The sequence below is a fragment of the Edwardsiella piscicida genome, assembly GCF_021733145.1.
GTDB lineage: Bacteria > Pseudomonadota > Gammaproteobacteria > Enterobacterales > Enterobacteriaceae > Edwardsiella > Edwardsiella piscicida.
This window is the reverse complement of record NZ_CP090968.1, coordinates 182,576-204,433: the sequence shown is the minus strand read 5'-3', so window position 1 is coordinate 204,433 and position 21,858 is coordinate 182,576. Positions and strand designations below refer to the sequence as shown.

Genomic DNA, 21,858 nt, shown 5'->3' with positions numbered 1-21,858 from the left:
TATTTTGCCCCAAATGAACCGAATGATGCATTACACAGCAATTGAACTGCTTATACCCCATTACGCACAGAGTTATCCACAAAGACCGCGCCGGCAAAAATTTGTCGAGCTTTACGCAAACGTTTTCGTTAAAATCATCGCGCATCAACATTCCGCTTCATTCGTAGCAAATTCTAATAGGTATATAAGTAGGGTTTACTGCGATCCATTGCCGAGGGATATAACCACCATGCAACACAGTCGTCCTGTTCGCCGCGCACTGCTGAGTGTCTCCGATAAATCCGGTATCGTCGAATTCGCCCAGGCGTTACACCTGCGCGGCGTTGAGCTGCTCTCCACCGGCGGTACCGCCCGCCTTCTGTCACAGGCCGGTCTGCCGGTTACCGAGGTTTCCGACTACACAGGCTTTCCTGAGATGATGGACGGACGCGTCAAGACCCTGCATCCCAAAGTTCACGGTGGGATCCTCGGACGCCGCGATCGCGACGCTGCCGTTATGCAGCAGCATGGTATTCAGCCCATCGATATGGTGGTCGTCAACCTCTATCCCTTTGCTCAAACCGTTGCGCGTCCCGACTGCACGCTGGAAGAGGCGGTGGAGAATATCGATATCGGGGGACCAACCATGGTGCGCTCCGCGGCAAAGAACCATAACGATGTCGCTATCGTGGTTAACAACGGCGATTTTGATAACATCATTGCCGAAATGGACGCCCACCACGGTGCCCTGACGCAGGCCACCCGCTTCGACCTGGCCATTAAGGCCTTTGAGCATACGGCCGCCTACGACAGTATGATCGCCAACTACTTTGGTACGCTGGTCGCGCCTTACCACGGCGATACCCAGAGCCCAAGCGGTCGTTTCCCGCGGACGCTAAACCTTAACCTAATAAAAAAACAGGATATGCGCTACGGCGAGAACGGCCACCAGCAGGCGGCCTTCTATATAGAGGAGCCACAGGTTGAAGCCTGCATCGCGACAGCCCAGCAGCTTCAGGGGAAAGCGCTGTCCTACAATAACATTGCCGATACCGACGCCGCGCTGGAGTGCGTCAAGAGCTTTGCCGAACCGGCCTGCGTCATCGTTAAGCATGCGAACCCCTGCGGCGTTGCGCTCGGCGACGATCCGCTCGATGCCTATGAGCGCGCTTACCAGACCGATCCCACCTCCGCCTTTGGCGGCATCATCGCCTTTAACCGTACGCTGGATGCCAAGACCGCTCAGGCCATCATCGCGCGCCAGTTCGTTGAGGTGATCATCGCCCCCCATGTGACCGAGGATGCCTTGGATCTCCTCAGCGCTAAGCAAAACGTGCGCGTTCTGGCCTGCGGCGAGTGGGATGCACGCATCCCCGGTCTGGACTTCAAACGGGTCAACGGCGGGCTATTGGTGCAGGATCGCGATCTCGGAATGGTGGATGTCGCCGATCTGCGCGTGGTCACCGAACGCCAGCCCAGTGAGCAGGAGCTGCGCGATGCCTTGTTCTGCTGGAAGGTCGCCAAGTTTGTGAAGTCCAACGCCATCGTCTACGCACGGGATAACATGACCGTTGGCATCGGCGCCGGACAGATGAGCCGGGTCTATTCAGCCAAAATTGCCGGTATCAAAGCCGCGGACGAGGGTCTACCGGTCGCCGGCTCCGTGATGGCATCCGATGCCTTCTTCCCGTTCCGTGACGGTATCGATGCCGCCGCCGCCGTCGGCATCCGCTGCGTCATCCAACCGGGGGGCTCCATTCGTGATGACGAGGTCATCGCCGCCGCCAACGAACACGGCATCGCCATGATCTTTACCGGCATGCGCCACTTCCGCCACTAAGCTAATCGCCGCGGGCCTCCCGCGGCTCACAGGTGACCATCATGAATATTTTGATTATCGGCAGCGGCGGGCGTGAACATGCCCTGGCGTGGAAAGCGGCCCAATCTCCGCTGGCCGAACGCGTATTTGTCGCGCCGGGTAACGCCGGCACTGCGCTGGAACCCGCGCTAGAGAATATCGATATCGCCGCGACCGATATCGATGCGTTAGTTGCATTTGCTTTGCGCCATCAGGTCGGGCTCACGATCGTCGGTCCAGAGGCGCCGCTGGTGCTCGGGGTGGTCGATGCATTCCGCGCGGCGGGGCTGCCGATCTTTGGCCCGAGCCAAAGCGCCGCCCGCCTCGAAGGTTCCAAAGCGTTCAGCAAAGACTTCCTGGCGCGTCAGCGCATCCCTACCGCCGCCTACCGCAATTTCACCGAGGTCGAGCCGGCGCTGGCCTACGTGCGTGAGCAGGGGGCACCGATCGTGATCAAGGCCGATGGCCTGGCCGCAGGTAAAGGGGTGATCGTCGCAATGACGCGGGAGGAGGCCGAAGCGGCCGTCCACGATATGCTGGCCGGTAACGCCTTTGGCGACGCCGGGCATCGCATTGTCATTGAAGAGTTTCTGGAGGGAGAAGAGGCCAGCTTTATCGTTATGGTCGACGGCGAACACGTGCTACCGATGGCCACCAGCCAGGATCATAAGCGAGTTGGCGATGGCGACAGCGGCCCCAATACCGGCGGAATGGGGGCCTATTCCCCGGCGCCGGTGGTCAGCGATGCGGTGCATCAGCGGGTAATGGAGCAGGTGATTTGGCCAACCGTACGCGGTATGGCACAGGAGGGCGCCCCCTATACTGGTTTCCTGTATGCCGGCCTGATGATCTCGGCCGACGGCGCGCCCAAGGTCATTGAGTTTAACTGTCGCTTTGGCGATCCGGAGACCCAGCCCATCATGATGCGCATGCAGTCCGATCTGGTCGCGCTGTGTCTGGCCGGTGCCAACGGCACCCTGGACCAGCAGTCATCGGCATGGGATCCACGCCCCGCGCTGGGCGTCGTATTAGCCGCAGGTGGATACCCGGGCGACTATCGTCAAGGCGACGTCATTCACGGTCTCACCCAGGGAACCGCGCAGGCCAAAGTGTTTCACGCCGGAACCCGGCTGAATGCTCAGGGTGAGGTCGAAACCTGCGGCGGACGGGTGCTGTGTGCGACAGCGCTGGGCGAGGACATTGCCGAAGCGCAGCGCAATGCCTACCGTCTGGCCGATGCATTGAGCTGGGAGGGCGGGTTCTGCCGCCGCGATATCGGCTACCGGGCGCTACAGCGCTAGCGCTCAGACTATCAAGCCGGCGCAAGGCCGGCTTTTACACCGTTTTTTCCGTCGGGGCCCAGGCGCAGATATTATGATTAGCAACCTGCAGTAGCTGTGCCCCCTCCGGAGCCGACAGCCAGGCCACCCATAGCGGACCACGGCTATTGGCCTCTCGCCGCGCCAGCTGTGCCGCCTGCCAGCCGGAGAGCGGCAGCGGCGCGACCTGACCATCGCAGCGCGTAAATATTCCCCCCTGCCAACGCCCCTGAATGAGGTTAACCCCACCGGCTGCCAGCGTCGTCGCCATCTCCTGCGCATGACGGGCCTGGTACTGGGCTTTAGCGACCTCGTCGCTCCCCGGCATCTCCTTGCTCCCGTTGCGCAGGCGCTGCATATAGCTCAGCGAACCCTGCATATCGAAGCGCAGCTGCAGCACATCGTCGTTACCCTGCCCCGTCTGCTGCCGGATCTGGTACAGATGTCCATCGCGGTAGGTATAGCGATCGATCTGCGTCTCGGTGCCATCCAGCGGGGTGAATACCCGCATCATCGCCTGGGGCTGATGCCCTGCCCCCTCCAGACGCCAGAGTCGAACGATCCCACCGTCCGCGATATAGCCCGTCGCGGTAAACGGCGCAACCGGCGCCGTGGAATGGCAGCCGGTCAGCAGCAGTGCGACCGGCAGCAGCCCACGTACCCGACGGCACATAGACAAAAGGGGCGTCATCGCCCCCTCAACTACATATTCTGCGCTTACCACGCGTGGCTTATTACTTAACCGCGTCTTTCAATGCCTTGCCAGAAACGAACGCCGGTACGTTGGCGGCGGCAATTTTGATCTCGTTGCCGGTCTGCGGGTTACGGCCAGTGCGCTCGTTACGATGATTCACTTTAAAAGTACCGAAACCAACCAATTGTACAGCATCGCCTGCTTTCAGAGACTCAGTAATGGCAGCCAGGGTAGACTCCAGAGCGGCTTTCGCCTGGGTCTTAGACAGATCGGCCTTGTCTGCAATTACATCAATCAGCTGAGTCTTATTCATAAGTTATCCTTACAGTGTGTTTATCGTTTGCAAAGCATCGAGTGCGACGGATATGCCGATTGACAGCACTCTCCTGCATACACGCACCGATAGCCACTTCTTTTACGCCCCCCAAATGTAGAACAAGCGGGGGGCGAATGTGAAGCCTTATAGGGCGACAAATCAGGTGTTAAATCACGTTTTGCCGTCTTATTGCGCTAATTCAATACCAATATTGCTCACACCTGCCTCACGCAGGTCTGCACGCAGCCCTTTTATCAGTTCCAGATCGCGCTCTTCCGCTTCGCTCAGCAGGCGATAAATCTCCCACTGAATGTCTAATTCATCCTGGATTGCCGGTAATGCCTTCAGTTCGTCGTCGCTCATTTCACGCCCAGACTGCGTCATTTCCAGCATGGAAACGGTATACAGAGAGGTTTCGCTCACGGCAATGGCGTGCGCCAGCATCTCGCCGCCCAGCTGCGCGTGCAGGATCTCACTCAGCGCAACGCAGGCATCGATCGCCGGATAGACGCCGTACATATCGTAGGCATCAGCATCGGGGATCGCCGCCTCTAACTTCTCCAACTGGCTGTCGAAGTTAATTTTGACGTCTTTAACCGTCAAAAGCTCCCAGACCAGATCCAGAATACGGCGATACACCGCCGCCTCGCCAAAGGCGCTCTGCTGGCAAAAAGCCTGGTAGTTGGGGTACATCCGCTCAGTAAGGCAAGCCATAAAGGTCAGCTGTTGCCAGCTTTCCAACTTTTCCAGACGTTTATGAATGGGATTACGCAGCATGCTGAAGTCTCTCTCGATTATCTGCGGCGCAGTCTAACCGAATTGCGGGAAAAACCCTACGGCTGCGCCTGATTATAGGAATCTTTATCCATCGCCCGTTTATATTCATTCCACCTGAACCGCCGATCGCGGCTGAGCAGACTGCCAACGCAGAAAGGCCGGCCGTCGCGAGGCGATGGCATCGGCCCAGCGGGTCGGCTCTGGGAGACGGTATCCGCGCAGGCAGCGCTGTACCCACGCCAGTGCGCTGTCCGTACTCACGCGATGGCCGCCGGAGATAAACAGCGGATTACAGCGAGCCTTGCTACGCAGCACCCAGCCAAGCTGCTCGCCCCCATCCATGAGCGCCACCGTCGACCCCGGCGTCTCATCCAGCGGCGCAAACTGCCCGCATAGACGCCGTTTGGCAACCCCGATGGTGGGCACATCGACCAGCAGGCCAAAATGGCTGGCGATCCCAAGGCGACGCGGGTGGGCGATCCCGTGACCGTCCACCATCACCAGCTGGGGGCGATGCCGTAGCTGCCCCCACGACTGCAGCAGGGCCGGATACTCACGAAACGAGAGAAAGCCGGGAATATAGGGCATCTGGGTCTCAATGCGGGCGACCTGATACTCCACCAGCGTCAGCTCGGGGTAGCACAGTACGGCCAGCGCGGCGCGGGTCACCGCGCCATCCTGCTCAAACCCCACGTCGGCGCCGGCGATCAATACCGGGGCCTCCCAGCGATCCGCCCGCTCCACCTGTACAGCCCGGGCCCGCTGCTCACTGCGTAACGCCTGCAAATCCATCGGTTAATGTCCCATCAGCGATGATAAGGTACAGACAGTCGGTGCACCGCATCGACAAACACGCCGGCGTGCTCGGGAGGGACATCCGGATGAATGCCGTGACCCAGATTACACACGTGTCCCTCGCCCTGGCCAAAGCCGGCCAGGATCGTCGCGACCTCTTGCTCAATGCGCGCCGGCGGCGCATACAGCAGCGAAGGATCCATATTGCCCTGCAGCGCCACCCGATCGCCAACCCGGCGGCGGGCGTCCGCAATATCGCAGGTCCAGTCCAGTCCCAGAGCATCGCAGCCCGTATCAGCCATCGCCTCCAGCCACTGCCCCCCGCCCTTGGTAAACAGGGTCACCGGCACCCGGCGGCCTTCGCTCTCGCGCTGTAGGCCATCGACAATCTGGTGCATGTAGCGCAAAGAGAACTCGCGATAGTCGCGCCCGGTCAGCACGCCTCCCCAGGTATCAAAGATCATGACCGCCTGCGCCCCGGCGCGGATCTGCGCATTCAGATACAGAATGACGCTTTGCGCCAGCTTATCCAGCAGCAGATGCAGCGCCGCCGGATCGGAGTACATCATCTTCTTGATTTTAGTAAAGGCCTTGCTGCTGCCGCCCTCTACCATATAGGTCGCCAGCGTCCAGGGGCTGCCGGAGAAGCCGATCAGCGGCACGTCGCCGCGCAGATCGCGACGAATGGTACGCACCGCGTCCATAACATAGCCCAGTTCCTGTTCAGGATCGGGGATCGGGAGCCGTTGGATATCGGCGTGACAGGTCACCGGATGGGTAAAACGCGGCCCCTCGCCGGCCTCGAAATAGAGGCCCAGCCCCATGGCATCTGGCACGGTCAGTATGTCAGAAAACAGAATAGCCGCATCCAGCGGGAAACGACGCAGCGGCTGCAGCGTCACCTCGCAGGCCAGCTCGGCATTTTTACACAGGGCGATAAAGTTACCGGCCTGCGCGCGGGTGGCGTTGTACTCCGGCAGATAGCGCCCCGCCTGACGCATCATCCATACCGGGGTCACATCGACCGGCTGGCGCAGCAGCGCGCGCAGGTAGCGATCGTTTTTCAGTTCGGTCATCCTTCGGCTCCCATTATTATTTGATGGCATTGTAACATGCGGTCTGCTTATTCATGCTGCGCCCGGCACAGCGCGACGGTGTCTTCGATCAGACGGCGGGCTACGGTGCCGGCCGGGGGGAGCTGCGGCAAACGATCATAGCGATACCAATCGGCCTCCTGCAGCTCTTTAGGATCGTGGCACAGGTCGCCGGCGGCATAGTCGGCCAGAAAGGCCATCATCAGCGAATGGGGAAACGGCCACGGCTGCGAGGTCACGTAGCGCAGGTTCTTCACCTGCAGTCGGCTCTCCTCAAAAATCTCCCGCGCCGCCGCCTGCTCCAGGGTCTCCCCCACTTCGACAAAGCCCGCCAATACGGTATAGATTCCGTTACGGTGGCGATTATGCCGCGCCAGCAGAATGTGATCATCACGGCGAATGGCAACGATGATGCAGGGGGCGATCTGTGGGTAATAGCGCTGCTGACAATGAGCGCATAGACGCGCCCACTCCTGCTGGCTCGCGTGCATCGGGTGCCCGCAGGAGCCGCAGAAACGGTGGGACTGAAAAAACTCCGCCAGCTGCACGCCGCGCCCGGCCAGCTGAAACAGGCCGCGATCGGCATCGATCAGCTGGCGAACCGACGTCATGTCCTGCGGATACGTCAGACACAGCAGCCATACCGGCATGCCTTGCCACTCACCGATGCGATACGCCGTCTCGCCGACCAAATGCCACTGAGCGGCGCTACCGTAGGGCAGCTCGCCCTCCGGCAGCCAGATACGTCCCCGATCGCTGACCACCCACCAGCCGCTATCGCTGTCACTCAATTGCTGTGCCACTGTCACCGTATAAACCCCTTACGCTCGATGGACGCGCCCGGCTTCCCCCGCGCAGGCAGCGCGCATCAAGTCTACGTCATTACTAAACATATTATTAACAATGCTTGCAGTTTCGCAGGCCGCTCCTTACACTGGCTCCCGCATCGTAGGCGCAGCCTGCGCTGCGCGCTATCTTGTCGGAGTGCCTAGCTGATACGCCGTATCACAGGCTGAGACCGTTGATTCGGGATCCGCGGAACCTGATTGGGCTAATACCCACGAAGGGAACAAGAGTAATTATCACGCTGAACCGGGCTCAGGCCCTTTTGAAACGTTCACCACTATTCATTACTCCTCTCCGAGCTCCAGACAAGCAATTTTTCCCTGTAACACCGTTGATGGCAGGAATTTGCTATGTCTACCCTTACTCACCGCGACGCGCCGCGTCGCCAGCGCCGGGCCCAGGCTCAGGCCTTTATCGATAATCTCCAGGCGCAAGCCTATCCCAGCTCCCAACGCATCTACCTGCAGGGCTCGCGAGCGGATATCCGCGTCCCCCTGCGCGAAATTAGCTTAAGTCCAACCCTGATCGGCGGAACGCCAGAGCAGCCGCAGTGGCGTGATAATGAAGCGATTGCGGTGTATGACACCTCCGGCGCCTATGGCGATCCGCAGGCGGAGATCGATCTACGCCGCGGACTGCCGGCCATACGCAGCGCCTGGATCGCGGAGCGCAACGACAGCGAGATCCTGCCGGGGCGCAGCTCAGACTATACTCGCCGCCGCCAGGCCGATCGGGATCTGGAGACGCTGCGTTTTGAACAGCGCTCATCCGCGCGGCGCGCGCGACCGGGACATCGCGTCACGCAGCTATACTATGCCAGACAGGGTATCATCACCCCAGAGATGGAGTTTATCGCGCTGCGTGAAAATATGGGGCGCGAGCGCATTCGCAGTGCCGTCTTACGTCAGCAGCACCCGGGGATCGCCTTCGGCGCCCACCTGCCGGACAATATCACGCCAGCGTTTGTCCGGGACGAGGTCGCCGCCGGGCGCGCCATCATTCCGGCCAACATTAACCACCCCGAGTCAGAGCCCATGATTATCGGGCGTAACTTTCTGGTAAAGGTCAATGCGAACATCGGCAGCTCATCTGTCACCTCCTCGATAGAGGAAGAGGTCGAAAAGCTGGTGTGGGCCACCCGCTGGGGCGCCGATACCGTGATGGATCTCTCTACCGGCCGCTATATTCACGAGACGCGCGAGTGGATCCTCCGCAACAGCCCGGTGCCTATCGGTACCGTCCCCATCTACCAGGCGCTGGAGAAGGTCAACGGCATCGCCGAGAACCTTGACTGGCCGCTGGTCCGGGATACGCTGTTAGAACAGGCGGAGCAGGGCGTGGACTATTTCACCCTGCACGCGGGCCTGCTGCTGCGCTTCATTCCGATGACCGCCGAGCGCCTGACCGGCATCGTATCGCGCGGCGGCGCCATCATGGCCAAATGGTGCCTGTCGCACCACCAGGAGAACTTCCTCTATACGCACTTCCGCGAGATCTGCGAGATCTGTAGCGCCTATGACATCGCGCTGTCACTCGGCGACGGCCTGCGGCCCGGATCGATCCAGGATGCCAACGATCCGGCACAGTTCGCCGAGCTGCATACCCTTGGCGAGCTGACCCGAATCGCCTGGGAATACGATGTGCAGGTGATGATCGAAGGTCCGGGCCACGTCCCCATGCACATGATTCAGCGAAATATGGAGGAGGAGCTCAGCCACTGCCACGAGGCTCCCTTCTATACGCTGGGGCCGTTAACGACCGACATCGCCCCCGGCTACGACCATTTCACCTCCGGCATCGGCGCCGCCATGATCGGCTGGTTCGGCTGCGCGATGCTGTGCTATGTCACGCCCAAGGAGCATCTGGGGCTGCCCGATAAGGATGACGTCAAGCAGGGACTCATCACCTATAAGATCGCGGCCCACGCCGCCGATCTGGCCAAGGGACATCCCGGCGCACAGATTCGCGATAACGCCATGTCCAAGGCCCGCTTCGAATTCCGCTGGGAGGATCAGTTCAATCTGGCGCTCGATCCGGTGACGGCGCGCGCCTATCACGATGCCACCCTACCGCAGGCATCCGGCAAGCTCGCTCACTTCTGCTCGATGTGCGGGCCAAAGTTCTGCTCCATGAAGATCTCTCGAGAGGTTCGTGAGCACGCCGCGCGCCAGCAGGCGGCCGACCCCGGCATGGCACAAATGGCGCAGCAGTTCCGAGATCAGGGCGGCGAAATCTATCTGGCGGACGTCACCGACAGCGCACCGTCGCGTAAGGAGTCGTAATGCGTCAGCCTCTCTTTGCTCCGGTTCCGACGCGCCTGGGGCTGTATCCGGTCGTCGACAGCGTTGAATGGATCGAGCGCCTTCTGCGCGCCGGAGTTCGCACCCTGCAGCTACGCATCAAAGATTGTCGCGAGGATCAGATCGGCGATGAGCTTGCCCAGGCGATTGCCCTAGGGCACCACTATCAGGCACGGCTGTTTATCAATGACTACTGGCGCCAGGCGATCCGCCTCGGCGCCTACGGCGTACACCTGGGCCAGGAGGATCTTGATCGGGCTGATCTGGCCGCCATTCGCCGCGCCGGGCTGCGCCTGGGCCTCTCCACGCACGACGATGCCGAGATGGATCGCGCGCTCGCAGCAGGGCCCTCCTACGTTGCGCTCGGCCACGTCTTTCCCACCGACAGCAAACAGATGGCGACGGCGCCACAGGGACTGAGCGACCTGCGGCGCCAGGTGGCGCGCCTGGGCACCTATCCCAGCGTCGCCATCGGCGGGATCAGCATCGCCCGCGTCCCGGATGTTCTGGCCTGCGGCGTTGGCAGCATCGCGCTGGTCAGCGCCATTACCCGGGCGCCGGACTGGCTGGCGGCGACCGATACCCTGCTGCAGCTGATCGAGGGACGGCACGCAAACGACGCCTAACGTCCCACAGCCCCTCCCCCGCCTCACCGACGCCCCCAGCGTCGCAGGGGGGTAAATAGGCAAAAAAAAACCGCTCCGAAGAGCGGTTTTTCATGCTGTTACACGGACGAGTTATTCGTCATTGCCACCCAGCAGACCGGCGTTCAGCAGCTCGGCCAAGTTGGCGCTGGCTTCTTCCGCGCTCACCTGCGGGGCGCTAGAGGTATCGGCAGCGCGACGGCGCATGCGATCCTGGTGGTAGGCATAACCCGTACCCGCCGGGATCAGACGACCAACGATGACGTTCTCCTTCAGGCCACGCAGCTCATCACGCTTACCGGCAACGGCCGCTTCAGTCAGCACGCGGGTGGTCTCCTGGAAGGAGGCCGCGGAGATGAAGGACTCGGTCGCCAGAGAGGCTTTGGTGATACCCAGCAGATCGCGCATATAGGTCGCGGCAATCTTACCGTCAGACTCCAACAGGCGGTTGGCAATCTTGACGCGGGACACTTCCACCTGCTCGCCTTCCAGGAACTCGGAGCTACCGGCATTGGCGATGGTCGCCTTACGCAGCATCTGACGCACGATAACTTCGATGTGCTTATCGTTAATTTTAACGCCCTGCAGACGGTATACGTCCTGGACTTCGTTAACGATATAGCGCGTTACCGCGTTCACGCCGCGCAGGCGCAGGATGTCATGCGGAGACTCCGGACCGTCGGAGATCACGTCGCCGCGTTCCACGCGTTCGCCTTCGAACACGTTGAGCTGACGCCACTTCGGAATCATCTCTTCGTAGGCATCGCTGCCATCCAGCGGCGTGATCACCAGGCGACGTTTGCCCTTGGTCTCTTTACCGAAGGAAACAACGCCGCTGATCTCGGCCAGGATTGCCGGCTCTTTCGGACGACGGGCTTCGAACAGGTCGGCAACGCGCGGCAGACCACCGGTGATATCCTTGGTACCGCCGGATTCCTGCGGAATACGCGCCAGGGTGTCACCGGCGCTGATGGCAATGCCATCCTCCAGCTGTACGATCGCTTTACCCGGCAGGAAGTACTGGGCCGGCATATCGGTACCCGGCAGCAGCACGTCATCACCGTTGGCGTCGACGATCTTCAGCGCCGGACGCAGATCTTTACCGCTACCGGTACGCTCTGCAGAATCCAGAACCACCTGAGAGGAGAGACCGGTCAGCTCGTCGGTCTGACGGGTTACCGTCTGGCCGTCGATCATATCGGCGAAGCGGATGAAGCCGCTAACCTCGGTGATAACCGGCATGGTATGCGGATCCCAGTTAGCCACTGTCTCACCGCCGTTCACCTCGGCACCGTCACCCTTGGCCAGCGTGGCACCGTAAGGCACCTTGTAGCTTTCCTTGGTACGGCCAAACTCGTCGATCAGCTTCAGTTCGGTATTACGTGAAGTGATAACCAGCTTACCGTCAGTGTTCACCACGAACTTAGCGTTGGTCAGCTTCAGGTTACCCTTGTTCTTCACCTGGATGCTGGACTCAGCCGCCGCACGCGATGCCGCACCACCGATGTGGAAGGTACGCATGGTCAGCTGGGTACCCGGTTCACCGATGGACTGTGCCGCGATAACGCCGATGGCTTCGCCTTTGTTCACCAGGTGACCACGGGCCAGATCGCGACCGTAGCAGTGGGCGCACACGCCGAAGTCAGTTTCACAGCTTACGACGGAGCGCACTTTCACGCTGTCGACAGAGTGCTCTTCCAGCAGGTCACACCATTTTTCGTTCAGCAGGGTGTTACGCGGCACCAGAATGTCCGCCGTACCCGGCTTCAGCACTTCTTCTGCCGTCACACGACCCAGAACGCGATCGCGCAGCGGCTCTTTAACGTCGCCACCTTCGATAACCGGGGTCATCACGATGCCGTTGTGGGTACCACAGTCGTCCTCGATAACCACCAGATCCTGGGCCACGTCAACCAGACGACGGGTCAGGTAACCGGAGTTCGCCGTCTTCAGTGCGGTATCCGCCAGACCTTTACGCGCACCGTGCGTTGAGATGAAGTACTGCAGTACGTTCAGACCCTCACGGAAGTTTGCGGTGATCGGCGTTTCGATGATGGAGCCATCCGGCTTCGCCATCAGGCCACGCATACCGGCCAGCTGACGAATCTGGGCGGCAGAACCACGCGCACCGGAGTCGGCCATCATAAAGATGCTGTTAAAGGAGACCTGACGCTCTTCTTCGCCATCGCGGTTGATAACGGTTTCAGTCGACAGGTTTTCCATCATCGCCTTGGCCACGCGCTCGTTCGCAGCGGCCCAGATATCGATGACCTTGTTATAACGTTCGCCGGCGGTTACCAGACCAGACTGGAACTGCTCCTGGATCTCGGCCACTTCGGCTTCGGCCTCGGCGATGATCCCCGCTTTCTTCTCCGGGATCACCATGTCGTCGATGCCGACAGACGCACCGGAGCGCGCCGCATAGGCGAAACCGGTATACATGATCTGGTCAGCGAAGATAACGGTCGGCTTCAGACCCAGCGCACGGTAGCAGGCGTTCAGCATCTTGGAGATGGCTTTCTTGCCCAGCGGCTGGTTAACGATAGTGTACGGCAGACCTTTCGGTACGATCATCCACAGGATGGCGCGGCCAACGGTGGTGTCGATAAGCCCGGTGTTCGGAACCATCTCACCATCGGCGCTTTTGCTGTACTGGGTGATACGCACTTTAACGCGGGCATGCAGCGACGCCAGACCGGCGCGATAAATACGCTCGGCCTCTTTCGGGCCGCTCAGCACCATGCCTTCGCCTTTGGCGTTCACGCAGTCACGGGTCATGTAGTACAGACCCAATACAACGTCCTGAGACGGAACGATGATCGGATCGCCGTTCGCCGGAGAGAGGATGTTGTTGGTGGACATCATCAGCGCACGCGCTTCCAGCTGGGCTTCCAGGGTCAACGGTACGTGTACCGCCATCTGGTCACCGTCGAAGTCGGCGTTGTATGCCGCACACACCAGCGGGTGCAGCTGAATCGCTTTACCTTCGATCAGCAGCGGTTCGAACGCCTGGATACCCAGACGGTGCAGGGTCGGCGCACGGTTCAGCATTACCGGGTGCTCGCGGATCACCTCGTCGAGGATATCCCATACCACGGCTTCTTCACGCTCAACCATCTTCTTGGCTGCTTTGATGGTGGTAGCAAGACCACGCAGCTCCAGCTTGCCATAGATGAACGGCTTGAACAGCTCCAGCGCCATCTTCTTCGGCAGGCCGCACTGATGCAGACGCAGGTACGGGCCTACGGTGATAACGGAACGACCGGAGTAGTCGACGCGTTTACCCAGCAGGTTCTGACGGAAACGACCCTGCTTACCTTTGATCATGTCGGCCAGAGACTTCAGCGGACGCTTGTTAGAGCCCGTGATGGCACGACCGCGACGGCCGTTATCCAGCAGGGCATCGACCGCTTCCTGCAGCATACGCTTTTCGTTGCGTACGATGATATCCGGCGCAGCCAGATCCAGCAGGCGCTTCAGACGGTTGTTACGGTTGATCACGCGACGGTACAGATCGTTCAGATCGGAGGTCGCGAAACGGCCGCCGTCCAGCGGAACCAGCGGACGCAGATCCGGCGGCAGTACCGGCAGCACAGTCAGGATCATCCACTCCGGCTTGTTACCGGACAGAATGAACGCTTCCAGCAGCTTGATACGCTTGGTCAGCTTCTTACGCTTGGTTTCAGAGTTGGTCTCACCCAGCTCTTCACGCAGCTGCTCGCACTCGGCTTCCAGATCCATCCCTTTCAGCAGAGCCTGGATCGCCTCGGCGCCCATCTTGGCATCGAATTCGTCACCGAACTCTTCCAGTGCGTCCAGATACTGCTCTTCGGTCAGGATCTGACGACGCTCCAGGTTGGTCATCCCGCCTTCGACGACGACATAAGATTCAAAGTACAGAACACGTTCGATATCGCGCAGCGGCATATCCAGCAGCAGGCCGATACGGGACGGCAGGGACTTCAGGAACCAGATGTGCGCGGTCGGGGAAGCCAGCTCGATGTGACCCATGCGCTCACGGCGCACCTTGGTTTGGGTCACTTCAACGCCGCATTTTTCACAGATGACGCCACGGTGTTTCAAGCGCTTGTACTTACCGCACAGGCACTCGTAATCTTTCACCGGCCCGAAGATACGGGCGCAGAAAAGACCGTCACGTTCCGGCTTGAACGTACGGTAGTTGATGGTTTCCGGCTTCTTAACTTCGCCGAAAGACCAGGAACGGATCATGTCTGGCGAAGCCAGCGCAATTTTGATCGCGTCAAACTCTTCGGTCTTAGTTTGCGCTTTCAGAAACTTCAGTAAGTCTTTCACGGATTAGCTCCCGTCGGAGTGAGAACTCTTAAGGCGCCCGCCGTAACGGGCGCCCTGTGATCGGTACGGATTCGAGTGCTTACTCGTCTTCCAGCTCGATGTTGATGCCCAGCGAGCGGATTTCTTTCAACAGTACGTTGAAGGATTCCGGCATGCCTGGTTCCATCTGATGGCTGCCATCCACGATGTTCTTATACATCTTGGTACGGCCGTTCACGTCATCAGACTTAACGGTGAGCATTTCCTGCAGGGTGTAGGCGGCGCCGTAGGCTTCCAGCGCCCACACTTCCATCTCCCCGAAGCGCTGACCACCGAACTGCGCCTTACCACCCAGCGGCTGCTGGGTAACCAGGCTGTAGGAGCCGGTGGAACGCGCATGCATCTTGTCGTCGACCAAGTGGTTCAGCTTCAGCATGTACATGTAACCCACGGTTACCTGACGCTCGAAACGCTCACCGGTACGACCATCATACAGGGTGATCTGACCGGAGGTCGGGATACCACCCAGCTCCAGCAGGCCCTTGATTTCGCGCTCTTTAGCACCGTCGAACACCGGCGTTGCAACCGGCAGACCTTTCTTCAGGTTTTCGGCCAGACGCAGGACTTCTTCGTCGGTGAAGGTGTTCAGATCCACCTGCTGACGGGTGTGATCACCCAGATCGTAGGCTTTCTGGATAAACTCACGCAGCTTGGCCACTTCCTGCTGCTGCTTAAGCATGGCGTTGATCTTATCGCCGATACCTTTCGCCGCCATACCCAGATGGGTTTCCAGGATCTGACCAATGTTCATACGCGACGGTACGCCCAGCGGGTTCAGTACGATGTCGACCGGAGTCCCGTTCTCATCGTAAGGCATATCTTCGATCGGGTTGATCTTAGAGATAACACCCTTGTTACCGTGACGACCTGCCATCTTATCGCCCGGCTGGATCTGACGTTTCACCGCCAGGTACACCTTAACGATCTTCAGCACGCCCGGCGCCAGATCGTCGCCCTGGGTGATCTTACGGCGTTTCGCTTCCAGCTTCTTCTCGAACTCGGCCTTCAGCTCGTCATACTGCTCAGCCAGCTGCTCCAGCTGATTCTGCTTGGCTTCATCGGCCAGGCCCAGCTCAAGCCAACGGTCACGCGGCAGTTTTTCCAGCTTCTCCGCTTCCACGCCGCCGGCAACCAGCACATCGTGAATACGGGCAAACAGACCGGCTTCCAGGATCTGCAGCTCTTCAGTCAGGTCTTTTTTGGCCTGCTTCAGCTGCATCTCTTCGATTTCCAGCGCACGCTTGTCTTTTTCCACGCCATCGCGGGTAAAGACCTGAACGTCGATAACGGTACCGGAAACGCTGTTCGGTACGCGCAGAGAAGAGTCTTTAACGTCAGACGCTTTCTCACCGAAGATCGCGCGCAGCAGCTTCTCTTCCGGCGTCAGCTGGGTTTCGCCCTTCGGCGTTACCTTACCGACCAGAATGTCGCCACCCTTCACTTCGGCGCCGATATACACGATACCGGATTCGTCGAGCTTGGAGAGCGCTGCTTCACCGACGTTCGGGATGTCGGCAGTGATCTCTTCCGGCCCCAGCTTGGTGTCACGAGACACACAGGCCAGCTCCTGGATATGGATAGAGGTGAAGCGATCTTCCTGTACCACGCGCTCGGAGACCAAGATGGAGTCTTCGAAGTTGTAGCCGTTCCACGGCATGAACGCGACGCGCATGTTCTGACCCAGCGCCAGCTCACCCAGATCGGTGGACGGGCCGTCGGCCAGCACGTCGCCGCGCTCAATCGGCTCACCCAGAGAAACACACGGCATCTGGCTGATGCAGGTGTTCTGGTTGGAACGGGTGTATTTGGTCAGGTTGTAGATATCGATGCCGGCTTCGCCCGGGAACATCTCATCTTCATTAACCTTGATGACGATACGGGACGCATCCACGTACTGCACCATACCGCCGCGCTTGGCTACGGAGGTTACACCTGAGTCAACCGCAACGGCGCGCTCCATACCGGTACCTACCAGCGGTTTGTCAGCGCGCAGGGTCGGCACGGCCTGACGCTGCATGTTCGCACCCATCAGAGCACGGTTGGCGTCATCGTGTTCCAGGAACGGGATCAGGGACGCACCGACGGAAACCACCTGCTGGGTGGAAACGTCCATGTAGTCGACCTGGTCACGGCTGAACAGGCTGGATTCGCCCTTGCTACGACAGGTAACCAGATCTTCTACGAAGCGGCCTTCTTCATCCAGGTTGGAGTTCGCCTGGGCGATAACGAAGTTGCCTTCTTCAATAGCAGACAGGTAGTGAATTTCGTCGGTCACGATACCGTCACGCACGCGGCGGTACGGGGTTTCCAGGAAACCATACTCGTTAGTCTGTGCGTACACGGACAGGGAGTTGATCAGACCGATGTTCGGACCTTCCGGCGTTTCGATAGGGCATACGCGACCATAGTGGGTCGGGTGTACGTCTCGAACTTCAAAGCCGGCGCGCTCACGGGTCAGACCGCCCGGGCCCAACGCAGAGATACGACGCTTGTGGGTGATCTCAGACAGCGGGTTGTTCTGGTCCATAAACTGGGACAGCTGGCTGGAGCCGAAGAACTCTTTCACCGCCGCCGAAATCGGCTTGGCGTTGATCATGTCCTGCGGCATCAGCATATCCAGATCGCCCAGAGACAGACGCTCTTTCACCGCACGCTCAACGCGCACCAGGCCAACGCGGAACTGGTTCTCCGCCATCTCGCCCACGGAGCGGATGCGACGGTTACCCAGGTGGTCGATATCATCGACTTCGCCTTTACCGTTACGGATATCGATGAGCTTCTTCATCACCTCGATGATGTCGTCTTTGCTCAGGATACCGGAACCTTCGATCTCGTCACGCATCAGAGAACGGTTGAACTTCATGCGGCCAACCGCAGACAGATCGTAGCGATCTTCAGAGAAGAACAGGTTCTCGAACAGGTTTTCGGCGGCTTCGCGGGTCGGCGGCTCGCCCGGGCGCATCATGCGGTAGATTTCTACCAGCGCGCTCAGACGGTCGTTGGTCGGATCGACGCGCAGGGTCTCGGACATGTACGGACCGTGATCCAGGTCGTTGGTGAACAGCGTTTCGATACGCTTGTAACCAGACTGGCTCAGCTTGGCCAGCAGATCCAACGACAGCTCCATGTTGGCGGCGCAAATCAGCTCACCGGTGCTCTCGTCGATGTAATCTTTGGCGGCCACTTTACCGACGATGTACTCAACCGGTACTTCGATCAGCTTAACGTCATCTTTTTCCAGCTGACGGATGTGGCGGGCGGTAATACGGCGGCCTTTCTCAACGTAGACCTTACCGTTGGCCTCAATATCAAAAGAGGCGGTCTCACCGCGCAGACGCTCCGGCACCAGCTCCATCTGCAGCTTATTGTCGCGGATTTCAAAGATCACCTTATCGAAGAACAGATCGAGGATCTGCTCGGTGGTGAAATCCAGCGCGCGCAGGATGATGGTAGCCGGCAGCTTACGGCGGCGGTCAATACGGACAAACAGGTTGTCTTTCGGGTCGAACTCAAAGTCCAGCCAGGAACCGCGGTAAGGAATGATGCGTGCGTTATACAGCACCTTACCTGAAGAGTGGGTTTTACCCTTGTCGCTGTCGAAGAATACGCCCGGGCTGCGGTGCAGCTGAGACACGATAACACGCTCGGTGCCGTTGATGACGAAGGTGCCGTTTTCGGTCATCAGCGGGATTTCACCCATGTAAACTTCTTGTTCTTTGATGTCTTTAACGGTGCCTTCCGGCGCCTCACGCTCGTAGATCACCAGACGCAGCTTAACGCGCAGCGGAGCGGAATAGGTTACGCCGCGGATCTGACACTCTTTGACGTCAAATACCGGCTCACCCAGGCGATAGCTGACATACTGCAGCTCGGAGTTGCCGCTGTAGCTCTGGATCGGGAATACGGAACGGAAAGCCGCTTCCAGACCGTACTGACCTTCCGGATCTTGCTCGATAAACTTCTGGAACGAGTCAAGCTGGATAGAAAGGAGGTATGGTACGTCCAGCACTTGGGGACGCTTACCAAAGTCCTTACGAATACGTTTTTTCTCGGTATAGGAGTAAACCATAGGGTTCCTCAGCTCGCTGAATAGTCGACCCATTCTGTCCGTCCTGATAGGACAGTTCATGCGACACCGTTTTGTGACCGAAAGGGTGAGACCCCCTTCGCAATACTTGTTTCTATCACTCTTAAACCATTTCATTGCGCTTTACACAGGCGCCGTAACTCACGGCCCTGACGCAGTATATTAAGGCGTCGATAGAAACAAGTATTGGGGATAACCGCTGGCTAAACAGTGTGAAACACCACCGGCATCCTTTACAGCGCAAAAAGGCTGGTGACCAAAAAGTCACCAGCCATCAGTCTGTTAGCACAGACTGTACTCCAGGAAGTTAAACTTATTTAACTTCAACAGAAGCGCCAGCTTCTTCCAGAGTTTTCTTCAGAGCTTCAGCGTCGTCTTTGCTGATCGCTTCTTTCAGAACTGCCGGAGCAGATTCTACCAGGTCTTTGGCTTCTTTCAGGCCCAGACCGGTTGCGCCGCGGACAGCTTTGATGACAGCAACTTTGTTGCCGCCAGCAGCGGTCAGAACTACGTCGAATTCAGTTTTTTCTTCAACGGCTTCAGCAGCGCCGCCAGCGGCAACAGCTACAGCAGCAGCAGCAGAAACACCGAATTTTTCTTCCATCATGGAGATCAGTTCAACAACGTCCATTACGGACATTTCTGCAACTGCATCCAGAATTTGTTCTTTAGTGATAGACATGACAATTGTTCCTAAAAATCAGAAATAGTTTATACGTTAGCAAGTGCGACAGTAGCAAAGCAGCGATTAAGCAGCTTCTTTCTGATCGCGCAGAGCAGCCAGAGTACGGACCAATTTGCCGGCAGCGGCTTCTTTCATGGTCGCCATCAGGCGTGCGATTGCTTCTTCGTAAGTCGGCAGAGTTGCCAGACGGTCGATCTGGGCCGCCGGGATCAGCTCACCTTCAAAGGCTGCAGCTTTGACCTCAAATTTTGCATTGTCTTTGGCAAAAGCCTTGAACAGACGAGCAGCAGCGCCCGGGTGTTCCATAGAGAATGCAATCAGGGTCGGACCAACAAACGTGTCTTTCAGGCACTCGAACTGAGAACCTTCAACGACGCGGCGCATCAGCGTGTTGCGAACAACACGCATGTATACGCCAGCTTCACGACCTGCTTTACGCAGTTCGGTCATTTTGTCTACGGTTACGCCACGGGAATCCGCAACGACAGCAGACAGCGCGCCTTTGGCTACTTCGGTGACTTCAGCAACAATCGCTTGTTTGTCTTGAAGATTTAATGCCATTAGCTTGTGCTCCTGGATTTTTGCCGGAGAATGACTCCGGAACTCACTTCACTCGCTTACGGCCGAGGCCGCGGCGAGCATAGAAACACGGTGAGCAGAATCCAGACATCTAAAAAGATTTCTTCGGGCTCTGTCACCGTCTACGCAGGGAAATTAAGTCTCTTACGAAACACCTGCGGTCTTGGACGGAGGTCTGGAAAAGGCCAGACTCCAACCGAAAATTCGTTCGCTTTACATTCCGAGAATGCGCGGGCGTTAGATTTTAGACAAAACCGACGCCCGCGTAAAGCGAAAAGGCAAGACTAATCCCGCAGGATTAGTTAGCCACTGCGCTCAGGGTAGCCTGATCAATCGTTACGCCAGCGCCCATGGTGGTGGACAGGCAAACTTTCTTGATGTAGACGCCTTTGGCAGTTGCCGGCTTCGCCTTCTTCAGGGCAACCATCAGTGCTTCCAGGTTTTCCTTCAGCTGCTCAGCAGAGAAGCTCGCCTTACCGATGGTGCTGTGAATGATACCATTCTTGTCGTTACGATAACGAACCTGGCCAGCTTTAGCGTTCTTAACCGCTTCGGCTACGTTCGGCGTAACGGTACCCACTTTCGGGTTCGGCATCAGGCCACGCGGCCCCAGGATCTGGCCCAGTTGACCTACAACGCGCATTGCATCCGGAGAAGCAATAACAACGTCGAAGTTCATCTCGCCTTTCTTGATCTGATCGGCCAGGTCTTCCATACCTACCAGGTCAGCGCCAGCAGCTTTAGCCGCTTCAGCGTTCGGACCCTGGGTAAATACGGCAACGCGTACGGTGCGGCCGGTGCCGTGCGGCAGGACGGTTGCACCACGTACGTTCTGGTCAGATTTACGCGCGTCGATGCCGAGGTTAACGGCAACGTCTACGCTTTCAACGAATTTAGCGGTGGCCAGCTCTTGTAACAGAGCAACGGCTTCGTTGATGTCGTACTGTTTAGTCGCATCAACTTTCTCACGGATCACGCGCATGCGCTTGGTCAGCTTAGCCATCTATTAGTCCTCCACTACCAGGCCCATGGAACGAGCGGTACCTTCGATTGAGCGAGCCATCGCTTCAACGTCAGAACCAGTCATGTCCGCAGCTTTAGTTTCTGCGATTTCACGTACCTGAGCACGGGTCACTTTACCGACCTTGTCTTTGTTCGGCTTACCGGAACCAGACTTAACACCAGCCGCTTTCTTCAGCAGAACGGCAGCCGGCGGAGTCTTGGTAACGAAAGTGAAGGAACGGTCAGAGTAAACGGTAATAACAACCGGAATCGGCAGACCTTTTTCAATGCTGTCAGTCTTAGCATTGAACGCCTTACAGAATTCCATGATGTTAACACCCTGCTGACCCAGAGCCGGACCGACCGGCGGGCTCGGGTTAGCCATACCAGCTGCAACCTGCAGCTTCACGTAGGCTTGGACTTTCTTGGCCATGTAAATATCCTCAGTTGGGTAATATCGCCTCAGAGAGGCTCCCCGCGATGGTAAAACGTTTATGGGCTGAAAAAAGCATCAGCCCATAAATACAAAA

16 protein-coding genes and 1 riboswitch are annotated in these 21,858 nt (G+C 58.5%); of the genes, 4 read left to right on the top strand and 12 right to left on the bottom strand.

The window, feature by feature from the left end; all coding sequences use genetic code 11:
* Nucleotides 1–229 precede the first annotated feature (229 nt).
* The gene (gene purH / locus L1P05_RS00965) at nucleotides 230–1,819 is read left to right on the top strand and encodes a bifunctional phosphoribosylaminoimidazolecarboxamide formyltransferase/IMP cyclohydrolase (RefSeq protein ID WP_012847064.1); all 1,590 of its coding nucleotides are present in this window, start codon (nucleotides 230–232) and stop codon (nucleotides 1,817–1,819) included.
* Nucleotides 1,820–1,860: 41 nt separating this feature from the next.
* Entirely contained in the window at nucleotides 1,861–3,138 is a 1,278-nt protein-coding gene (gene purD, locus L1P05_RS00960) for a phosphoribosylamine--glycine ligase (protein ID WP_012847063.1), read from the top strand.
* Nucleotides 3,139–3,172: 34 nt separating this feature from the next.
* Here purD and L1P05_RS00955 read toward each other — a convergent pair whose 3' ends face one another.
* The 6 genes from L1P05_RS00955 to nudC form a co-directional block, all read right to left on the bottom strand.
* Nucleotides 3,173–3,847, bottom strand: coding sequence for a DUF1481 domain-containing protein (locus L1P05_RS00955; RefSeq protein ID WP_226064171.1), 675 nt, complete (start codon nucleotides 3,845–3,847; stop codon nucleotides 3,173–3,175).
* A 43-nt stretch (nucleotides 3,848–3,890) separates the two neighbouring features.
* A complete protein-coding gene (gene hupA, locus L1P05_RS00950; protein WP_012847061.1) occupies nucleotides 3,891–4,163 on the bottom strand; it encodes a nucleoid-associated protein HU-alpha in 273 nt (90 codons plus the stop codon).
* A gap of 189 nt (nucleotides 4,164–4,352) precedes the next feature.
* The gene (locus L1P05_RS00945) at nucleotides 4,353–4,943 is read right to left on the bottom strand and encodes a YjaG family protein (RefSeq protein ID WP_012847060.1); all 591 of its coding nucleotides are present in this window, start codon (nucleotides 4,941–4,943) and stop codon (nucleotides 4,353–4,355) included.
* A 105-nt stretch (nucleotides 4,944–5,048) separates the two neighbouring features.
* Nucleotides 5,049–5,735, bottom strand: a complete 687-nt coding sequence (gene nfi, locus L1P05_RS00940) for a deoxyribonuclease V (protein WP_012847059.1) — start codon at nucleotides 5,733–5,735, stop codon at nucleotides 5,049–5,051.
* Nucleotides 5,736–5,749: 14 nt separating this feature from the next.
* Entirely contained in the window at nucleotides 5,750–6,814 is a 1,065-nt protein-coding gene (gene hemE / locus L1P05_RS00935; protein ID WP_012847058.1) for a uroporphyrinogen decarboxylase, read from the bottom strand.
* Between the two features lie 47 nt (nucleotides 6,815–6,861).
* Nucleotides 6,862–7,635: an NAD(+) diphosphatase gene (nudC, locus tag L1P05_RS00930; RefSeq protein ID WP_012847057.1), complete on the bottom strand. Its 774-nt coding sequence runs from the start codon at nucleotides 7,633–7,635 to the stop codon at nucleotides 6,862–6,864.
* 167 nt (nucleotides 7,636–7,802) lie between these two features.
* Nucleotides 7,803–7,918: riboswitch (TPP riboswitch) on the top strand.
* A gap of 110 nt (nucleotides 7,919–8,028) precedes the next feature.
* Between nudC and thiC the strand changes: the two genes are divergently transcribed.
* Both thiC and thiE read left to right on the top strand, forming a co-directional pair.
* On the top strand, nucleotides 8,029–9,960 hold the full coding sequence (thiC, locus tag L1P05_RS00925; protein WP_012847056.1) for a phosphomethylpyrimidine synthase ThiC: 1,932 nt from the start codon (nucleotides 8,029–8,031) through the stop codon (nucleotides 9,958–9,960).
* The gene (gene thiE / locus L1P05_RS00920) at nucleotides 9,960–10,604 is read left to right on the top strand and encodes a thiamine phosphate synthase (protein WP_012847055.1); all 645 of its coding nucleotides are present in this window, start codon (nucleotides 9,960–9,962) and stop codon (nucleotides 10,602–10,604) included. Before thiC ends, thiE begins: the two co-directional genes overlap by 1 nt.
* Before the next feature lie 111 nt (nucleotides 10,605–10,715).
* Here the strand turns inward: thiE and rpoC are convergent, their stop codons facing one another.
* The 6 genes from rpoC to rplK form a co-directional block, all read right to left on the bottom strand.
* Nucleotides 10,716–14,936 (bottom strand): DNA-directed RNA polymerase subunit beta', encoded by a 4,221-nt coding sequence (gene rpoC, locus L1P05_RS00915; RefSeq protein WP_012847054.1) that lies wholly within the window; start codon nucleotides 14,934–14,936, stop codon nucleotides 10,716–10,718.
* A 79-nt stretch (nucleotides 14,937–15,015) separates the two neighbouring features.
* The gene (gene rpoB / locus L1P05_RS00910) at nucleotides 15,016–19,044 is read right to left on the bottom strand and encodes a DNA-directed RNA polymerase subunit beta (protein ID WP_012847053.1); all 4,029 of its coding nucleotides are present in this window, start codon (nucleotides 19,042–19,044) and stop codon (nucleotides 15,016–15,018) included.
* Nucleotides 19,045–19,375: 331 nt separating this feature from the next.
* Nucleotides 19,376–19,744: a 50S ribosomal protein L7/L12 gene (gene rplL, locus L1P05_RS00905; protein ID WP_014524156.1), complete on the bottom strand. Its 369-nt coding sequence runs from the start codon at nucleotides 19,742–19,744 to the stop codon at nucleotides 19,376–19,378.
* 66 nt (nucleotides 19,745–19,810) lie between these two features.
* Nucleotides 19,811–20,308, bottom strand: coding sequence for a 50S ribosomal protein L10 (gene rplJ, locus L1P05_RS00900; protein ID WP_005280485.1), 498 nt, complete (start codon nucleotides 20,306–20,308; stop codon nucleotides 19,811–19,813).
* Between the two features lie 316 nt (nucleotides 20,309–20,624).
* A complete protein-coding gene (gene rplA, locus L1P05_RS00895; protein ID WP_012847052.1) occupies nucleotides 20,625–21,329 on the bottom strand; it encodes a 50S ribosomal protein L1 in 705 nt (234 codons plus the stop codon).
* A gap of 3 nt (nucleotides 21,330–21,332) precedes the next feature.
* Nucleotides 21,333–21,761, bottom strand: coding sequence for a 50S ribosomal protein L11 (gene rplK, locus L1P05_RS00890; protein WP_012847051.1), 429 nt, complete (start codon nucleotides 21,759–21,761; stop codon nucleotides 21,333–21,335).
* Between the last annotated feature and the right edge of the window lie 97 nt (nucleotides 21,762–21,858).

Excerpts from the sequence above, each read along its gene's own strand:
- purH (WP_012847064.1), top strand. The coding sequence starts at position 230 with ATGCAACACAGTCGTCCTGTTCGCCGCGCACTGCTGAGTGTCTCCGAT.
- purD (WP_012847063.1), top strand. The coding sequence starts at position 1,861 with ATGAATATTTTGATTATCGGCAGCGGCGGGCGTGAACATGCCCTGGCG.
- L1P05_RS00955 (WP_226064171.1), bottom strand. The coding sequence starts at position 3,847 with ATGACGCCCCTTTTGTCTATGTGCCGTCGGGTACGTGGGCTGCTGCCG.
- hupA (WP_012847061.1), bottom strand. The coding sequence starts at position 4,163 with ATGAATAAGACTCAGCTGATTGATGTAATTGCAGACAAGGCCGATCTG.
- L1P05_RS00945 (WP_012847060.1), bottom strand. The coding sequence starts at position 4,943 with ATGCTGCGTAATCCCATTCATAAACGTCTGGAAAAGTTGGAAAGCTGG.
- nfi (WP_012847059.1), bottom strand. The coding sequence starts at position 5,735 with ATGGATTTGCAGGCGTTACGCAGTGAGCAGCGGGCCCGGGCTGTACAG.
- hemE (WP_012847058.1), bottom strand. The coding sequence starts at position 6,814 with ATGACCGAACTGAAAAACGATCGCTACCTGCGCGCGCTGCTGCGCCAG.
- thiC (WP_012847056.1), top strand. The coding sequence starts at position 8,029 with ATGTCTACCCTTACTCACCGCGACGCGCCGCGTCGCCAGCGCCGGGCC.
- thiE (WP_012847055.1), top strand. The coding sequence starts at position 9,960 with ATGCGTCAGCCTCTCTTTGCTCCGGTTCCGACGCGCCTGGGGCTGTAT.
- rpoB (WP_012847053.1), bottom strand. The coding sequence starts at position 19,044 with ATGGTTTACTCCTATACCGAGAAAAAACGTATTCGTAAGGACTTTGGT.
- rplL (WP_014524156.1), bottom strand. The coding sequence starts at position 19,744 with ATGTCTATCACTAAAGAACAAATTCTGGATGCAGTTGCAGAAATGTCC.
- rplJ (WP_005280485.1), bottom strand. The coding sequence starts at position 20,308 with ATGGCATTAAATCTTCAAGACAAACAAGCGATTGTTGCTGAAGTCACC.
- rplA (WP_012847052.1), bottom strand. The coding sequence starts at position 21,329 with ATGGCTAAGCTGACCAAGCGCATGCGCGTGATCCGTGAGAAAGTTGAT.
- rplK (WP_012847051.1), bottom strand. The coding sequence starts at position 21,761 with ATGGCCAAGAAAGTCCAAGCCTACGTGAAGCTGCAGGTTGCAGCTGGT.